The 16,593-nt window shown below is 64.3% G+C and carries 13 protein-coding genes; 3 read left to right on the plus strand and 10 right to left on the minus strand.

Annotated elements, in window-relative coordinates:
* Positions 1-6: 6 nt before the first annotated feature.
* The 6 genes from AC07S4_RS25875 to AC07S4_RS25900 all read right to left on the minus strand — a co-directional run bounded on the left by AC07S4_RS25875 (position 7) and on the right by AC07S4_RS25900 (position 9,316).
* Positions 7-1,263 (minus strand): hypothetical protein, encoded by a 1,257-nt coding sequence (locus AC07S4_RS25875; RefSeq protein WP_494989337.1) that lies wholly within the window; start codon positions 1,261-1,263, stop codon positions 7-9.
* A gap of 73 nt (positions 1,264-1,336) precedes the next feature.
* Complete coding sequence (locus tag AC07S4_RS25880; RefSeq protein ID WP_494989338.1) at positions 1,337-5,002, minus strand: tubulin-like doman-containing protein; 3,666 nt, start codon at positions 5,000-5,002, stop codon at positions 1,337-1,339.
* A 26-nt stretch (positions 5,003-5,028) separates the two neighbouring features.
* Positions 5,029-5,502: a hypothetical protein gene (locus tag AC07S4_RS25885; protein ID WP_494989339.1), complete on the minus strand. Its 474-nt coding sequence runs from the start codon at positions 5,500-5,502 to the stop codon at positions 5,029-5,031.
* Between the two features lie 40 nt (positions 5,503-5,542).
* A complete protein-coding gene (locus tag AC07S4_RS25890; protein ID WP_494989340.1) occupies positions 5,543-7,069 on the minus strand; it encodes a hypothetical protein in 1,527 nt (508 codons plus the stop codon).
* A gap of 11 nt (positions 7,070-7,080) precedes the next feature.
* Complete coding sequence (locus AC07S4_RS25895; RefSeq protein WP_494989341.1) at positions 7,081-8,646, minus strand: hypothetical protein; 1,566 nt, start codon at positions 8,644-8,646, stop codon at positions 7,081-7,083.
* A 190-nt stretch (positions 8,647-8,836) separates the two neighbouring features.
* Positions 8,837-9,316 (minus strand): cache domain-containing protein, encoded by a 480-nt coding sequence (locus AC07S4_RS25900; RefSeq protein WP_494989421.1) that lies wholly within the window; start codon positions 9,314-9,316, stop codon positions 8,837-8,839.
* Positions 9,317-9,527: 211 nt separating this feature from the next.
* On the opposite strand from AC07S4_RS25900, the gene AC07S4_RS25905 reads away from it, so the two are divergent.
* Both AC07S4_RS25905 and AC07S4_RS25910 read left to right on the plus strand, forming a co-directional pair.
* A complete protein-coding gene (locus tag AC07S4_RS25905; RefSeq protein WP_494989342.1) occupies positions 9,528-10,553 on the plus strand; it encodes a hypothetical protein in 1,026 nt (341 codons plus the stop codon).
* Entirely contained in the window at positions 10,550-12,052 is a 1,503-nt protein-coding gene (locus tag AC07S4_RS25910; protein ID WP_494989343.1) for a choice-of-anchor X domain-containing protein, read from the plus strand. Before AC07S4_RS25905 ends, AC07S4_RS25910 begins: the two co-directional genes overlap by 4 nt.
* Positions 12,053-12,058: 6 nt before the next feature.
* Here AC07S4_RS25910 and AC07S4_RS25915 read toward each other — a convergent pair whose 3' ends face one another.
* Positions 12,059-12,514: a hypothetical protein gene (locus tag AC07S4_RS25915; protein ID WP_228893667.1), complete on the minus strand. Its 456-nt coding sequence runs from the start codon at positions 12,512-12,514 to the stop codon at positions 12,059-12,061.
* Positions 12,515-12,665: 151 nt separating this feature from the next.
* Here AC07S4_RS25915 and AC07S4_RS25920 point away from each other — a divergent pair, with 151 nt between their 5' ends.
* Complete coding sequence (locus AC07S4_RS25920; protein ID WP_494989344.1) at positions 12,666-13,727, plus strand: M29 family metallopeptidase; 1,062 nt, start codon at positions 12,666-12,668, stop codon at positions 13,725-13,727.
* Between the two features lie 369 nt (positions 13,728-14,096).
* Here AC07S4_RS25920 and AC07S4_RS25925 read toward each other — a convergent pair whose 3' ends face one another.
* The 3 genes from AC07S4_RS25925 to AC07S4_RS25935 all read right to left on the minus strand — a co-directional run bounded on the left by AC07S4_RS25925 (position 14,097) and on the right by AC07S4_RS25935 (position 16,547).
* Positions 14,097-14,468, minus strand: coding sequence for a DUF6869 domain-containing protein (locus tag AC07S4_RS25925; protein ID WP_494989345.1), 372 nt, complete (start codon positions 14,466-14,468; stop codon positions 14,097-14,099).
* 133 nt (positions 14,469-14,601) lie between these two features.
* Positions 14,602-15,069, minus strand: coding sequence for a hypothetical protein (locus AC07S4_RS25930; protein ID WP_494989346.1), 468 nt, complete (start codon positions 15,067-15,069; stop codon positions 14,602-14,604).
* Complete coding sequence (locus tag AC07S4_RS25935; RefSeq protein ID WP_494989347.1) at positions 15,039-16,547, minus strand: RHS repeat-associated core domain-containing protein; 1,509 nt, start codon at positions 16,545-16,547, stop codon at positions 15,039-15,041. The genes AC07S4_RS25930 and AC07S4_RS25935 overlap by 31 nt, the downstream gene beginning before the upstream one ends.
* Between the last annotated feature and the right edge of the window lie 46 nt (positions 16,548-16,593).

Below are 16,593 nucleotides of genomic sequence, written 5' to 3' on the forward strand. Positions count from 1 at the left end.
CCGTGATTAGTTGTGGCATTTGTCGTTGATCCAGTCCGCGCCGCTGGCCACGCAGCGCAGCATGTCTCGGTTGAGCCGTTCGGCGCGCTGCTTCAGGCCCAGGCATTCGCGGTTGCCCACGTCTATCATCGTTGCACAAATTTCCGCCTTGTCCATGGCGCCTTTGTAATTGCCCTGGCTAAGTTCGCGCTCGGCATCCGCCTGGATCTTGCGCGCCTGCTGGGCCGCCTGCGGCGCTTGCGGCGCGGTGCTCAGCACCTGGGGCGCCGGCGCCGCAGGTGCTGCAGATGCCGCACGCGGCGGCTCGTTGCTCAGCGCGGGCGGCGCCTTCTGTTCCAGCACGGTCGCTTCCAGCAGCTTGGACAGGGCCTCGCGCAGTGTGCGGATGCGGTCGGCCACTTCGCTGCGGTTCAGCTTCTCGGCGGCCACCAGCTTGGCTTCCAGGCAGGCACTGTTGGCTATTTTCAGGCAGCCATCGGCGTCGTCCAGCAGTCGCTCGGCCTTTTTCAAATCGATGCGTTTGTCCCAGTCCCGGGTTTCGTCGTCGGCGCCCCATTTCTTGGTGAAGGCGGCCAGGCGGGCGTCGGCGCGCTCCACGGCGCCGGTCTGCACAGCTGTTTCGAGCGCAGGCTTCAAATCCGCCCAGGCCTTGCTGCGCTGGCGGTTCCGTTCGCAGGTGAGCGCGCCGCTGTGAATCGCGTCGTTGGCCTTCTTGATCTGCAAATCGCTGGCTTTGTCCGCGCGCATGGCGGTCACTTCGGCGCGCGCCGCATCCAGCTTGCATTCGCCTATCAGTGCGAGCACCTTGTCGGCATGCTTGTCGAGGATGTCGTCCTTGCTGGCGGGCTTGGCCAGATACCAGATGACGGCCAGGATCATGGCGACCAGCAGCCAGGTGCTCCAGCCTATCGGTTCGCGCAGCGGCGGCTTGCCGTGCTGGCCGCCGGTGGCGCGTCCGGGCTGCGCGCTGCCGGAGGTCTGCGGGCCACGCAGCTTGTCCAGCCGCGCTTTGGCCGCAGCGATCTGCTCCGGCGTCATGAGGACAGGCTCCTCTTCCGCCGGCCTGGATGCGGGCGGCACCGTTTGCCGGAACTGCGGCTGCGTGGGCTGCGAAGGCGCTGCCGCCTGCTTGCCCACCGGCTGCGGACGGCTGGCCGGCGGCGCTGACGGCGCTGGAGGCTCGGGCTGGGCCGCAGCCGCAGGCCGCACGGAAGCGGCTGCGGCTGCGGCTTGCCGCGTGCCGCAGTACGGGCAGAACTTCACCTGGCGCGGAAAACCCCGGCCACAATCATTGTTAATGCATCGGTACGTCACTACGTCCACTACTCAGCCTTCCTTATTCCGGGTCCGGGATATCGTCATGCGGGTCCGGGATCGCGGCGCTCAGCAGAGGCGCGATGTCCGGCATCTCGCTGGCCAGCTTCCACTGGTCCACGCGCGGCACCCACTGCATATTCCAGACCTTGGTATTGCCGTCCACCTCGCCCGCCGCGATGCGCTGGGCCAGTTCGTGCAGCCCGTATGGACCCAGCTGCGTCTTGTTGACGAACACCTTGTACAGCACGCCGTCCGCAAGCGCAGGCCGCGCGGCCGCAGCGGCGGTGGCGGTGGCAGTGGCGGCGGCCTGCGCAACAGGCGCGTCGCCAAACACGCGCGCCGCAGCCGCGTCGCTGGCCAGCACCTCGTGCTTGAGCACGCGCTTGTCCACCGCGTGCTGCACCTCCCAGCTGTACGCGTCCGTGGACGATCCGGCCACCGGCTCGCTCCACGCCGCCAGCGCCTCCAGCGCGCGCTCCACCGTCGGCGCCGCACCCGGCGCCAAGCCAGCCTGCATGGCCTGTGCGCGCTTCACCCACTCGTCATGCAAGCGCTTGGCCGTGATATTCGGCAGCGACGGCGACGGCAGTTCCGCGCCCGTCTCGTCCACTTCCAGCTTGGGCTGGTACACGCGGTGCTGGTAATGGCGCATCAGCGCCGCCAGCAGCACGAACTGGTTCGCGCCCATGCGCGCCAGGCGCTGCTGCACCGAGACTATCACCTGGTCGCGATAATACGCGGGCAGGCCGTTCGAGCGGATGGCAAACTCGTTCCCGATCTGCAGCCACTCGCCGGAACCCTGCTCCACTTCAAACAGATATTGGCCGCGCGGCTGGAACAGCGCCTCGCGGTCCGCCAGGTCGGCCTTGCGCTTGACCACGCCCAGCGCAATCGCCTGCAGGAACCATTCGTAGTCGTCGGCCAGCCGGTTCAGCTCATCCATCGACGGCGCGATGGGATGGCGGAAGCGCGTGGAGTCGAAATGCAAATGGGTTGGAATCTTGGGATTCTCGATCTGGTAGGACGTGCGCCAGGTCGGCAAGCCGCGCAGCACCGTCATCGGAATGCCGGACAGCTCGATATAGCACACCGCCCGCCCTGCCTCGCCGGTATTGACGATGCTCACCAGGTCCCCGTGGAAGAAACCGGTCGGCACCGCCGCCTTGATTTCCGCCTCCAGCTTGCGCCACGCGTTCACGTCGCCCACGCCGATGAAGCATTTGAACTGGTCCGCGTTCGGCGTGAACTCCGCCGAGAAGCGCGCATTCACCCACGGCATGGCGCTGCGTATCCATTCATTGAACGTCAGCTGCCGCTCTTGCGGCGACATCGCCATCAGGCGTTCCAGCAGCGGATCGGGCGGCGCTTCGCCGTCGTCCAGATGCTCGCTGCTCAGCTGCGTCTGCGCGCGGCGGAACAGTTTGAGCAGCAGAGCCGAGCGCAGCTGCTCGTCGCCCAGTTGCGGGAACAAACGCGCCGAGCCGCCGAACTCCAGCAGCACTTCCTCGCTCCACACGCTGATGTCGCCGCTCAGCTTGACCGCCTCCGGCACCGTGTCGCTGGCCAGCTTCATATAGGTCGCGTGCTCGTGCTGCGCGTCCGCGCGCAGCTGCGCAATGCGCTGGTCCACCGCGCCCAGCATGGCCTCCACGCAGCGGCGTCCTTCCTGCAGTTCGCCCGCAATGCCGCTCCACACCGCCTGGCCCTGCTCGTCCACCGACTGCGTGTCGCCCAGCCAGGTGGACATGGAGCGCAGCAGCTCCACCGACTGCCCGGCCGCCACGGCCAGCATGTGGAAGCGCAGATAGTCCGCAATGTCGCGCTTCAGGTGCGCCATCACTTCGCGTGACTGCGCCTCGCTGCCGAACATCTTGGCGGCGGCCTGCGACAGGTTGTTCAGCGATTCCTCCACCTGGCGCGTGCGCAGCGCGTCGCGGATGTCGCGGTAGCGCTTGCCGTTGCGCTCCATATGCACCAGGTCCCGCTGCGAAATGCGCGCCTTGATCTGCTCCAGCAGCGACAGCACGAATTCCAGCCCGCCCTGCTTGCGGTCGTCCAGCAGCGCGTACAACTGTTCGCGCGCGCGGCCCTTCAGGCGCTGCAGCAGTTCCGCCGTGTGGCGCTTCAGGCGGTCCTCGCTGGTCTCGGCGGTGGCGCCGGCCTCGCGGATGGCGTCGCGCTCCAGGTGCGGCAACAGCTCGGCCACTTTCTCGCGCCACTGTTTCAGCTCGTAGTCGCCCATGATGCGGTCGATCTCGAGCTGCACCTTGCTCTCCACGCGCTCCAGCAGCGAGCGTTCGTCCTTGTCCATCAACAGCTGGTCGGTGAGCGCGTATTCCTGGAACGGCGTCACGTCCACCGTGCCTTTCTTGAAATCGGGGAACTCGTCGAAGGGATGCTCGGACATCGCCATCTGCTCGCGCATGAAGATGTCGCGTTCCTGGTCGCCGGCGCGGCGCGCTTTGGTGCCGTCGCTGCCCAGCAGGCCGAAGAAGGCCTTCACCATCAGGCCCGCCAGCTCGTAGGCGCGGATGTCTTCGCGCAGGCTTTGCTGCGTGTCCAGCACGGCCTGGCCGAACGCCGAGTACACCTTGGAGTAGGACAGGCGCATATCGCCGAAGCGCTGCTCAGGCACGCGCGGATTGAACGGTCCCAGCTTGTGCTGCTGCTGGTTCACCGCCACCGAGCGTTTGCGGTTGGCGAAATCGGCCGAGGCGAAGTCCTCGAACAGCGAGTCCGCCACCATCTGGTAGACGTCCTTCACATCCTGCGTGGCCTTGTTGGCCAGGTTGGCGGTGTCGACGAAGTAGACGTCGTCGAACGGCGCGCCACGGCCGGTCAGGCTGTCCGGATCGGCCCAGCGCACTTGCGCGTTCATGTCGCGCATGGCCGTTTCCAGCTCCATCAAGGTGGCGTAGGCGTTGGCCTCGGTGCGCTCCTTGTTGGCCTTGGCGTAACCGGACGGCATGAACATCACCAGGTCCACCTGACTGTCCGCCACTTCCTGCCGCGCGATGGCCTTGGCGATCCAGCCCAGGTCCATGGCGGTGCCCGCGCCGGTGCCGCCGGCGTTGGAGCCGATGACCACGATGCGGAACTTGGACGTATCCACTTGCAGGCCCAGGCGCTGGTAGTTCTCCTTGCGCTCGTTGCCCGCGTTACTGCTCAGGAAATTCAGCGCGCCCTTGATGCGGCCGCGCAGCTTGGGATATTTGTCGTACAGGTAGAGCCGCGCCACGGCGCGGATCTGGCCCGCGCCCTTGGACGGGTCGATGCCCAGCGAACGCAGTTTCTTGGGCCGCAGCGGCATCCAGTTTTCTATCAGCGGAAAGCGCGCCAGGCTGTCGTCGGACTCGTGGTATTGCTGCAGGTCGATAGACTCCACCAGGCGTTCCTCGTCGCTCAGCTTCACCAGCTCGTACCACGGGTCGGTGCGCTGCGACTTGCCCTCGTCGATGATGGCGCCGCTGTCCAGGTCCACGTGCAGGAAGCGCGCCACCGGGAACTGGCCTATGGCCTCCACCCGAGTGGGATGGCGGCGGTTCCAGACCGCCGACAGGATGCGGCGGCGGATGCGCATCATCACTTCCATGCCCGTGCCGCCCGCGCCGATGAACAGCGTGGGACGCAGGTCGACTTTGAGTTCGGCTTTCTTGCCGCCGCCGTTGTTCTGGAATTCTGCCATGATCGCTCCTCTGGGCTTTTTTTGAATTAACGGCGGCCCGTCAGCATCGCGCCGACCAGCGCGGCGATGCCGAAGACAAGCAAGGTACCGGTAATGGCCACGGTAAGGAATTTGCCGGCGTTCAGTATGGCCAGCACGGCGGCGGCGCTCAGGAAGGACAGGCCGAAGAACATCAGCCAGCCCGCCGTGTCGGCCGACGACGGCGCCACGCGGCGGCGCACCAGGTGGTTGGCGTAGGCGTTGCGGGCGAAGAAGAACACGATCAGCAGCACCAGGAAGACGGCGCCGCCTATCGCCAGGTCGCGCGCGGAGGTGTCGGTGGCGGGCGCGCCCTGCACCGGCGCCACTTCGATAGGCGCGGAATTGGGCGCAGCGCCGGGCGGCACGCTGGACAGCGCCGGCTCGCTCGACGGCTTGGCGTTCTGGTCCTGGCTGCCGGGAACCTTGAAGCCCGGGTCGGTATTGGCCTGCGCCAGCTGGATGTCGTTTTCTTTTTGCATTCTTGGTGATCCTTGTAGGGGCGGATGTATGAGCTCGATACTAGCGGCCGAGACGCACTTGCGCGCCTTCGCGCAGGTCCGCCAGTGTGCTGCCGAATAAAGTGGTGTTAAGCACGGCGACCTTGTTGCCGGCCTTGTCGAACAACGGCTGGCTGCTGCCGGCCTTGACGTGCAGCGTGCGCAGTTCGCCTTCGACGGTGACCTGCACCTTGCGCGGACGCGCTGCGGCAACGGCCAGCGCGGCGCCGCCCAGCAGCAGGGCCGCCACGCCGCCCAGCAGCGCCAGCAAGGGCGCTATGCCGAACTGCATGCGCACTTCCAGCGGCAGCACGGCGCGCGAACCCTGCACCTGGCTGGGCGGAGTGAAAATGTCGGGCAGCGGATCGCCGGGGAACAGCGCGGCCATGCGCTCGCGGAAGGCTTGCGAGAGTTCCAGTTTCTGTTCGCTCAGCTGCACTTCGATCGCGCCCGGCAGCACGGCGGCCGAACCTGCTGCCTGCACGGCTTCCAGCGACCACTTGCCGGGCAGGTTGGCCACCGGCAGCTGCATGCTGGACGCCAGCGGCAGCGATTTGCCGGGCGCCAGGCCCTGCACGCTTTCGGCCCCCAGCGCGATCGGCTTCTCGGCGCCCGCCAGCACGGAGCGCGCAGCCAGGCGCGCGCTGGTGATGGTGTAAGGATAAATCGTGTTCTCCAGCCGCCATTGGATGCGCGCGGCGGCCGGACCACCAGCCGACGATGCGGCGGCAGCGGCGTCGATATCGGCGCGCAGGGTGCCGTTGGGCTGGGTGGAGAAGGCCACGCCGGGCACGTTCTCCACCTTCACAGGCAGCAGGCGCACGGTATCCTGGTCGAGCGGCTTGAGGCGCGCGGGCGGCTCGGTGATCACCTTCTGCAAACGCCCCGAGCGCAGCAGCGCATCGAGCTCGCGCTTGCCTTCGTCCTGGATCGCAAAGACGTAAATCATCATGCCGTTGGCGCTGTAGCGGCCGTGCACCGGCATGTGCAGCGGGAAGGCCAGCGCCTTCTTGATGCTGCCGCCGTGGTGGATCAGCTCATAGAACTCGCGGTTGCGCTGCGCCGTGGCCTGGTCGTTGTTCGGGCTGTTCTTGTTGTTGGTGAACAGCCAGATCAGCCCCGGCTTGCCGCCCAGCGCCGACGTGATGGAGGTGCTGACCGCCTCGCCCAGATCGGTGTCCGCCAGCGCGCTGCTGCCGGGCTTCTTGGCCGCCGCCAGCGGCGCAAGCGCGGCCGAGACGGCGGCGCGCTGCGGCCTGTCGTCCACCTTCGCCGCCAGCAATGCCTTCGGCGACGGCGCGCCCGGCAGGCTCTGGTTGAAGGCCGCCAGCACCAGCGCATCGCCCGGCTGCACGGCGGCCAGCACCACCTCCGTCACCAGCGCTTTGTATTGCGAGGCGGGGTCGGTATAGAACGGCTCCATCCAGCCCGAGTTCTGCACCAGGAAGACGTGCGACACCGGCGCCGCCAGCGCGGAGGCCGGCGCGCCCAGCGCGCAAGCAAGCGCCAGCGCGCTTGGCGGCAGGAGCGGCGGCATGAGTGGAGGCATGCAGGCCCGCATCATGGCAGCGCTTTCAAATGCCAGCCGCGAATCTCGTTCCAGCCCGGATGGTGCAGCCACAGGCACTGGTCGTACACGAAGGGCTGGCAATCGGCCGGATGCGACAGGCGCACCGCCTCGTCCAGGATGACATTGCGCTGGCCCACCCACTCGATCAGCGTGCGCTGTATCACCGCGCCGCCCAGCGCGTCCTCCGCCATGGCGGGCGGCCGCTCCATGCGCAGCACCAGCCCGGTCGGCTGGCTGCGCGTGCTGCTCACGTTCTCCAGCAGCGGCAGCACCAGCGCCACGTTGCGGGTCTGGTCCTCCACGTCTTCCACGTCCCACGGCTCGTTCTTGACCTGGTGGCCACGGCGGAACAGCAGCGTGCCAAAGCCCAGCCGCGCGCCATCGAGTTCGCGCTGCTGCGCCAGGGTCACGCCCAGTTCGCGGAAAGAATAACCCTGCCCGTCATGCCCGATCTGCCACAAGCGCCCGTCCCGGCTGCGCGCCGGACCGCCGAACTGCAAGCGCGGCGTCCAGCCCGCAGGCCAGGGCAGCCATTGCGGCGCGCTGCCCGGACGCCAGACCAGATGGCCCTGCGCGTGCAGCCACATCAGCTTTCCGTCGTAGCTCAAAGGACGCGACCAGCCGCCGGCCGGCACCGCGCCGCCGCCGCCCGCATCCGGATCCGGAATGGCATCGGGCGCCGTGGGCAAACCCGCCGGCTCCGCCGCAATCTCCAGCGTCTCCCCATCCGCACCCTGCGCATCCGCCGTCCACAAGCGCACGCCGCCGGCCGCCGCGATCAGGCAGGCGATCCGCCGTCCCACCATGCCCGGCGCGCTGGCCAGCCTGGCCGACAGCACCGCCTCGGTATGGAAACTCTCGCTGACCGGATTGATCCACAGCCGCACCAGCCCCTGCCCCGACGGCACCAGCCCCACTTCGCCCCGCGCGCCGCCGTGCGCCGGCAGCCACGCATAGGCAGACGCGCTGAACGACAAATCGGCCAGGTGGTCCTCGCACGTCATCACATGCCAGCGCGCGGCGGCCGGGTCCCAGTACTGCAGCACGTTGCGCGTGTAGGCCAGCGCCAGCAAGCGCTGCGCCGCAAAGCCGAAATCGGCCGCCGCAAACACGCACACCGCGTTCGGCGGCGCCGGGATCCTCACCTCCGCCTGCCCCATCTGCGGCTCCGGCGGGCGCGTCTCCAGGCTGGCCGCCAGCGGCAGCGCCGTCAGCGGCAAGCCGTGCGGCGCATGGCGCGGCAGCGGCGCCTCGTTCACCGGCAGCGGCGCGCTGCTCGGCCCCCACCACGCGGGCAAGCGCTGCGCCGCCGGCGCGCACACCCGCAGCCCCGCGCCGCACTCGGGGCAGTAAGCAAAACCTTCGGGATAAATGGCCGCGTGCGCGCAGCCCGCAGGCAGCGACGCGCCCAATAGCTGCGCCACGTCCGGCAAGCGCGAGCGCGCTTGCGCCTGCCACTCGATGCGGCTCAAACCCTGGCTGGACGCCAGTTCAAATTGCCCACTTTCATCGTCCTCCAGCCAGACGCTGTCGGAAGTCTCCCACCTGTATGCCATGTATTTGCTCGAATATGCTCGGATGGATCCGCTTGCGGAACCTGAGCTCCGCCGCGGCGAGCTCAAGTTGTCCTTTGCATCATAACGCAGCGCCTTGCGGTTCGGGCAAGCCGCCATAAAAAAATACGCCCCATTTTAGCGGGGCGTATTGCGCTGGATCGCGGTTGTTAGCCGAACTTTTCCGCCAGGGCTATTTGTAGATACCCACACCTATCAGCACATCGCCGAACTTCTCGACATAAGTGGACTTGTCTTCCATGTTCTTGCTGATGGAATTGGGCCATTTGTAGGAAACCCAGCCCTTGCCGGCCGGGCTGTTCGCCACCTTGAGGAACTCCTTGATCGGGAACACGCCGCCGGCGTTGAGCTCCATCAGGTTTTTGTTGACCATCTTGGCGTTCTGGCCGTGCGCCAGCGCCACGCCCTGCTGGTCGCCGTTCATGCCGAACATGAAGACGTACAGGTCGCCCTTGACGAATTCGCCCTTGGGATCGTTGAAGGCGGCAATCGCCTTGTCGCGGCCGTTCTTGTCCATGAAGGCGCCGGCTTTCTTGACCATGGCCACCGCCTCGTCGGCCGTGCCGCGGTGCGCCGCGTCTTGCGCGCGGGCGCCGCCGCCCAGGGACAAGGCCAGTACGGCCGCAAATAAAACCTGGAATGCATGCTTCATCATCTGTCGTCTCCGGTGTGTTTTGTCGGTGCGGACAGATCGTTGCTGCCCGTCACGTCCAACATATCACATGCCGTACAGCAACCCTACGACTTCCGCAAGCCGGTTGCGCAAACCCGACGCTTGAGTCTGATTTACATCAAATCGCCCATTCGGCAGCGGCATAAGCTGGACTGCGGGGTCTTCCCGCGCTGCTTCCGAAAGGACTGCCATGCCTGCTCACATCACCATCCGCGACGGCTCGCCATACTGGTGGGCCAGCACCGACATCTGGGTCGTACCCGGAGCCGACCCGAACGGCTCGCCCGGCACGCCGGTGGCCGGCCAGCCCGCCTACCTGTGGGCGCACGCCGCCAATCTCGGCAACACCCAAGCCAACAGCACCCGCATCGATTTCTACTGGGCCGATCCCAGCGCCCAGGTCATCGCCGGCAACGCCACCGCCATCGGCTCGGCCTTTGTCGATCTGGCGCCGGAGCAGGACCCGAACAATCCCGTCGGCCAGGACGTGCTGTGCCTGGTGCCGTGGGTGCCGGTGATTGTGAACGGCGGCCACGAATGCCTGCTGGCCGTCGCGCACGCGCCGGGCGACACCGCCCCCATCCCCGACCCGCTGCCCAACGGCTATCTGTTCGACCCGCCCGCGCGCGACCAGATCGCGCAGCGCAATATCACCGTGCTGGTGGCCAGCATGCTGCAGGCGGCCATGGTCATCAGCGTGCGCGCGCTGCCCCGGCAGGACAAGGAAGCCTTTATCAGCGTGGAATACGGCGGCGAGCTGGACGAGCGGCAGCTAGCGCTGCTGGGCCTGCGCGGCCTGCAGCTGCGCCCCGCTCCGCAGCGGGCCGTGCAGGTTGAACTCAGTTTGCTGCCGCTGTGCGGCGGCAAGGACCGGCACCCGCACGCACAGCAAGCCGCGCGGCCGGCCGGCTACGGCGCCGGCTCCGAGGTGGGAGGCGGCGACAATGTTGAAGCGCAGGGCCAGGAACCCGGCGCCGCCGAGGACGACCTGGGCGCGGCCGGCGGCGAGGCGGCGCCGGACGCGGGATACGAGAGCAAGCGCGGCCTGCGCGTCAGCCTGCCGCGCGGCACCGCCGCCGCCGTCTACGCGGCCTTCAGCGCGGACGGCCTGCGGCCCGGCCAGTACCAGCTGGTGCACATCATCGAACGCAGCCAGGGCAAGGTGGCCGGCGGCGTCAGCTACGTCGTAGTCCAGCGGGAAGGAGACAAAAAATGAGCGCCACCCCACTCCAGGTCCTCACGCGCCCGTTCGCCATCGAGCCCGTGACCAGCATCATGCTGCCGGACGGCATATTCGACAACGCCATCTACGGCCTGCGCATTGCCGCCCACATCACCAACCTCTCGTCCAGCGCGCTGACCAACGTCACCGTCTGGCTCGAAAGCGTGGGCGACCCCGGCATTGCGCCGGTGGCGCGCACCCACTACTTCGCCAGCATCCCCGCCGGCGCCGCCATGCTGGTGATGTGGGACGCCGACTTCCAGCACGCCAGCCCCGGCAAGCCGCTGGTCAGCATTTTGGCGCGCGCCGACGGTTTTACCTCGCGCCGCTCCATCCAGCAGATCTTCGTCTCCGAAACCCGCTTCGACGCCATGAGCAACACCTACACCTGCACGGTGCAGGAAGGCACGCTGACGGTGTCCAATCTGAAAGGCCACCTGCCCGGCAAGCGCTGGGGCCAGACCGGTCCGGACGGCAAGGAATGCATCTGCCCGCCCGGCGGCGGCCCCATCGTGCCCACCGGGCTGACCATGGCATGGGCGCCGAATCCCGCCTTCCCCGGCCTGCACGGCGAGCTGCCCTTTGCCGACCCGTGGTGGAAGATACTCGCCATCATTATCGCCATCGTCGCCGCGCTGGTGGCCATCATCGCGGCGGCGCTGGGCGCGGGCAAGGCCAGCTTCAACGTGGGCGGCAGCGTGGAGGAAACCGACCCCAGCGTGACCTGCTGCTCGCTGGAGGGCGCCACCTCGGGCCAGCCGGAATACACGGTGGCCGGGGTGGCCTCGGCCATCGCCTCGGTGGCCATCGCCGTGGCCTGCTCGGACGCGGCCGACCCGTTCTGGCGCGGCCAGGAAGCCACCCCGCCCGCCGCCGGCGAACTGACCGTGGGCGAGCGCGTGGTGGCCGAGTGGACCATGCTGGAAGCGCCCAACGCCGGCGTGCCCTACGCCACCGACGTCAGCTGGACCTACCAGCGCTTCACCACCGGCGCCAGCTATAGCCACAGCGTGACGGAGACGCAAACCAACATCCACACCGCCGGCCCGGTGGACGTGGAAGCGCCGCCGCAGGTGCAGGCCTTCAGTCCGTTGTGGGTGCGCGCCAGATTCCACCGCGAAGACGGCAGCCTGTTCCACGGCACCGACCTGTACTCCTTCGCCATCTTCCAGGCGCCGCAGGGATTGAACTTCGTGATACCGCTGACCGACGACGGCCTGGGCTTCGACCCCGGCGCCAACGACGGCGTGTACGCGGCCGGCCTGAGCCTGGAGCTGGCCTACCGGCTGCTGCTCAAGTACGGCCAGACGGTGTACGGCAGATGGCGCATCTTCCTGTTCGCGCAGGACGTGAACCTGACCAAGCCGGGCACGCCGCCGGAGATCGCCGCGCAGCACATCGGCGGCTTCTTCGTGGCGAGCGCGGTCGAGATCACGTTTGACGATACCCTGCCCTGCCCGCTGAAGGCGCAGGCCAGCATTCTGGTGGTGTGAGGGGGATTACTCGGCGACGATCTTCTTGGGCGGCGGCGGCGGCGCAAACGCCACCGTTTCGCTCTCCGGCGCGGAGTCCAGCGCGTCCGAGTACTCCAGCCAGCGCTGCAGCACTTCCATGCGGCGGATCACGATGCCCTTGTTGCTGATATAGCCCACCTGCTCGAAGTTCTCCGGCTTGCTGACCATCTTGTTGGTGGTCGGCAGGTTGTCCAGCAGGCGCTCGAAGCACTTGCGCGCCTTCTGCTCCCACTTCGCCAGCGCCGGCTCCGAAAAGCGGTTGCTCTCGTAATAAATGGTCAGGGTGCGGTCGTGGTTGCCGAAGCCCACCACAGCGGCGCCCTTGCGCACCAGTTGCAGCACGTCTTCCTTGATGGCCGTGGTCGGCACGAACAGCGCCGCCCGTCCATCGCCGTCATCAGGCCGTTCCAGCGGTAAATCCATTCCCTTCACTGAGCTCATCGCTGCCTCCAGCCTGTAATGTGACGCCGAATCTGTAAAGTTGCCGTCCGGCTATATTGCAATGATTCTACGCCGCTCCCTTGCGCTGTACAAGGAATATGCAGGGCATATAATGCTCGTGCTTCCAATAAGTATTACTTCTGATTAAAAAATGACACAGTCGGCCCCACTTCCCCCGTCCGCGCCGCTCGGCGCCCTCCCCGCAGACGCCATCGCCACGGCGGCGGTCAACGTTCGCGACCTGCTGGCCGGGGCCATCGAATACGCGCCGCCGCAGCGGGCGCTGGTGGTGTACGACCGGCGCTGCGCGCTGAACGAGGCGCTGACGGAAGCCTACCGCCGCTCCCTGCCGGAAGGCCGCTTCATCGACTTCGACACCGTGGCGCCGGAAGACGTGCTGGCCGCGTTCGCCGAGCTGGGCCAGCACGACCTGGTGGTGCTGATCCAGTCCACCAGCTTCCGCCTGGAAGCGTTCCGCATCCGCATCGAACTGTTCAAGCGCGGCCTGAAAGTGATCGAGCACGTGCACCTGTCGCGCATGCCGGGCGAGCAGGGGCTGCACTACATCGCCTCGCTGGCCTACGACCCGGCCTACTACCGCGGCGTGGGCCGCGCCCTGCAAGCGCGCATCAACGCGGCGCCGTCGGCCGTGGTGGACAGCGGCGCAGGCGCGCTGCTGCGCTTCGACTCGCCGCTGGAAGCGGCCAAGCTCAACATCGGCGACTACAGCGGCATGAACAACGTGGGCGGCCAGTTCCCCATCGGCGAAGTGTTCACCGAAGCGCAGGACCTGGAAGCGGTGAACGGCCGCGTGCGCGTGTTCGTATTCGGCGACACCTCCTTCCACGTCAACCACCCGGCCCAGCCCATCACCATGATCGTGGAAAACGGCCGCGTCACCGGCGCCATCGACTCCACGCCCGAGTTCGACAACATGCTGGACATCATCCGCGCCCACGAAGGAGAAGTGTGGCTGCGCGAGCTGGGCTTCGGCATGAACCGCGCCTTCTCGCGCGAGCGGCTGGTGAGCGACATCGGCACCTACGAGCGCATGTGCGGCATCCATTTATCGCTGGGCGCCAAGCACGGCCAGTACCAGAAACCGCAATTCAAGCGCAAGGACGCCCGCTACCACGTGGACGTGTTCGCCGTGACCGAGGCGGTCTGGCTGGGTGAGGAAAGGGTGTATCAGGATGGGGCCTGGCGGGTGTAAGCCTACGCGGCTTCTAGAATTTGGACCAAGCCATGACAAATGCGTATCGCCACACGCTGACATCGGCGTCGGTACCCGACTGGTTCCAATACGCAACGCAAGGCTTGCATTTGTCAAAAAAACGCCATGGCGTTTACCACAATATTTTTCATTTAAGAAAAAATCGTGGATATAAAATTCTTTCCAAAACAAACAACAATCCAATACTACAGACACTGATCATTGGTCCCCAGAAGGCCAAATATGGAGCACACCGCCGCCCACTCCAATAAATGGATAGCCGGCAGGGACGAAAATAGCGGATTGAACGACTCCCATTTGCCGTTTTGACGGATTTTTCTCGCCCTATTGACCTCCCAGTTACCCAACCTAAGAGTGATTATGAATCAATCTTTGAAGCTGCCCCCAAACCTCATCCGACATGGAATTTTTCCAAATCAGCTTCATAACCTCAACAAATTTATGCTCTTCATGGCAGTACTGATCAATTAAAATCAAGGCTAAGTTTCCATGATACACCAAAAGGTCTTCTATAGGCCCTGCGGCCAGGTTGGATATAACCTTATTGCCCGAATTTCTCTCGTATATTTCTACTATAACTTTCCACGAATCATGTGGCCTTTTCCTACAAAAATCCGATAATTTATCAAAAGACCAAAATTCCTCAATGTATTCATCTGAGTTCAGCTCTGCGTGATGCAGATTTATCCAAGAAACCGCAATTTGTTCAAACTCACTCACTTACCGCTCCAATTAGGTATTATAAAGCCTACACACTTACGCGGATGGGCCCATATTTTCAGTACGGCTAATGTCCCGCTGCTGCGCCCAGGCCCAAACTCGTTTTCAAAATATTCGAGCAAGGGATCAACGTTTACCGCTCTTTACCATCACGCCGCCGAGCATCGTTCGATGCCTGCACGGCCTCTTCGGCTCGCTTAGCGGCTGCGGGATCTGCTTTACCTATCTCATGAATTAAATTATCAATTTCCGCTTTATGCATGAGATTTTCATCACCAATCAATAAGGCAATTAATTCCAACTTTTGATTGATCCCAGGGCATTTCACGGCCTCACGAAACCAAATTATTGCGTCTACGGATTTAAGTGTAAAGTTAGCGTGATACCTAGCTAGCCCATAGGCTGCCTGACAATCCCCGTTACGTGCACTTATTTCAAGATCAATAATCTCTTTCGAAGTCAAATTAAATTCTGAACTGGGGCTTACAGCCATAGGATTTGGTTCCTTTTTTAAAATCGCATACCCAACCAAAAGCGAAAATAAAAAAACAATAGAAAATGTAATTATCTTCATTTGAGTGTAGGAGAAAAAGATTTCCAAGAACCAGGAACACCTTGCGGAGGACCGCTTGGGTAAGGACCAGATCCTCGCAAGCCTGAGAGGTCATACCAAGTAAAATTCAGCGGCGCAGTCACATCCACACCAAGTTTATTAGCTAACTGTTGTGCAAATGAAGGCTTTCCATTCACTGAGACTCCAGTATTACACGCCCCTAAAATTACGGGTCTACCTTTCCAATTCGGATCATTGCGAATCATTTCTGCAAGATCATGAGGGAAAATAGCTCTAATTCCATCTCGCCGATCCTCCATATTTCCTGGATTTCCGTGGTCGGCCACTGTGTAGGCCCAAGGTGCTGACCAACCATTTCCACCTGGATAAGTAACCTCATCATGATAAAGCCCTCGGGGATTAAACAAGTTCATGTCGGCCAGCCCCTGCGGATCGATATTGCCGATCGGATTCCCTTCCACATAGGAATATGTGTTGATCCCACCAGCAAGACCGATCAGGTCGCTTTGAAGATAGCGTCCAAGCGTGCCGTCATAATAGCGGTTCCAGTTGTACCACAACCCAGTTTCGTTATCGATATACTGTCCAGGGAAGCCGACATTCAAGCCACCAACGGTATCCACCACCACCTTGCGGTCAAACGCCGCGTTTTCCGCGCGCCACACGACTGCACCGGCGGTATTGCTCAGCACCTCGGGCCGGCCAAGGTGGTCATTGTGACTGGCGTAGAATTGGCCACTCCGCACGATTCCCAACAATTCACCGCCGATCCAGACGTAGCTGGTTGGCGTGGCGCCGGTTTCGGTCAACAGTTCCCCCTGCGGTCCATACACGTAGGCAGTGCCCACGCCAATGTTTTTATAGGCGCGCTGGTTGTAAATGTTGGAGCGGTAGTCGCCGACCTGCACACCGCTAATGGTGACCGCGCTCATCCGGTTGAACAGGTCGTAGTCGTAGACACGGTTGCCATCGGTGCGCGTTTCGGTGTGGACGTTGCCGATCGCATCGTAGCCAAAGCTGCGCGACTTGCCGCCGCCGCTCCAGGAGGCGAGCCGATTGCTTTGCGTGTCGGGCGTAAATGTATAGGCTGTGCCTTGGCGGCTCTGGCCGGTACGGTTCCCTACGCTATCCCAATTAAAGCTCTGGGCGTCGCTGCTGCGGATCACGGAGTTGATGCGGTCCGCAGCGTCATAGCCGAAGCCGGACGTCATGGCGCTGTACACGCCGTCAGTGAGGCTGTTGATCAGGTCTGCATTGTTATAGCCCAGCGTGACGTTGTGCACGCCGCTGCTGCTCATTTGCGCAATACGGCCATCCGTGTCCAGCGTCACCAGGCGCGGCAAGCCGTTGCCGAAGCGCCAGGCATAGCGCTGCAAGTTCGCAGGCTGGTACAGGAAGCTGGTAGCCAGCGTGGCCGACGCGCCAGCGAGATTGCTGGTGATGCCGGAAACGCGGCCATAGCTGTCGTAGGCATACGTCAGCACCAGGCCGTACGGATAAGTCATGGTGCTCAGCCTGCCGACGGTGTCGTAGGTCCAGCCGTTCGTGTAG

It is taken from the genome of Pseudoduganella sp. GW821-FHT05F09 (assembly GCF_059419605.1).

What these genes read in the sequence shown, in the direction of transcription:
- AC07S4_RS25900 (WP_494989421.1), bottom strand. Translation starts at nt 9,316, where the DNA reads ATGAAGCATGCATTCCAGGTTTTATTTGCGGCCGTACTGGCCTTGTCC.
- AC07S4_RS25935 (WP_494989347.1), bottom strand. Translation starts at nt 16,547, where the DNA reads ATGACTTATCCGTACGGCCTGGTGCTGACGTATGCCTACGACAGCTAT.
- AC07S4_RS25920 (WP_494989344.1), top strand. Translation starts at nt 12,666, where the DNA reads ATGACACAGTCGGCCCCACTTCCCCCGTCCGCGCCGCTCGGCGCCCTC.
- AC07S4_RS25910 (WP_494989343.1), top strand. Translation starts at nt 10,550, where the DNA reads ATGAGCGCCACCCCACTCCAGGTCCTCACGCGCCCGTTCGCCATCGAG.
- AC07S4_RS25885 (WP_494989339.1), bottom strand. Translation starts at nt 5,502, where the DNA reads ATGCAAAAAGAAAACGACATCCAGCTGGCGCAGGCCAATACCGACCCG.
- AC07S4_RS25890 (WP_494989340.1), bottom strand. Translation starts at nt 7,069, where the DNA reads ATGCCTCCACTCATGCCGCCGCTCCTGCCGCCAAGCGCGCTGGCGCTT.
- AC07S4_RS25905 (WP_494989342.1), top strand. Translation starts at nt 9,528, where the DNA reads ATGCCTGCTCACATCACCATCCGCGACGGCTCGCCATACTGGTGGGCC.
- AC07S4_RS25895 (WP_494989341.1), bottom strand. Translation starts at nt 8,646, where the DNA reads ATGGCATACAGGTGGGAGACTTCCGACAGCGTCTGGCTGGAGGACGAT.
- AC07S4_RS25915 (WP_228893667.1), bottom strand. Translation starts at nt 12,514, where the DNA reads ATGAGCTCAGTGAAGGGAATGGATTTACCGCTGGAACGGCCTGATGAC.
- AC07S4_RS25880 (WP_494989338.1), bottom strand. Translation starts at nt 5,002, where the DNA reads ATGGCAGAATTCCAGAACAACGGCGGCGGCAAGAAAGCCGAACTCAAA.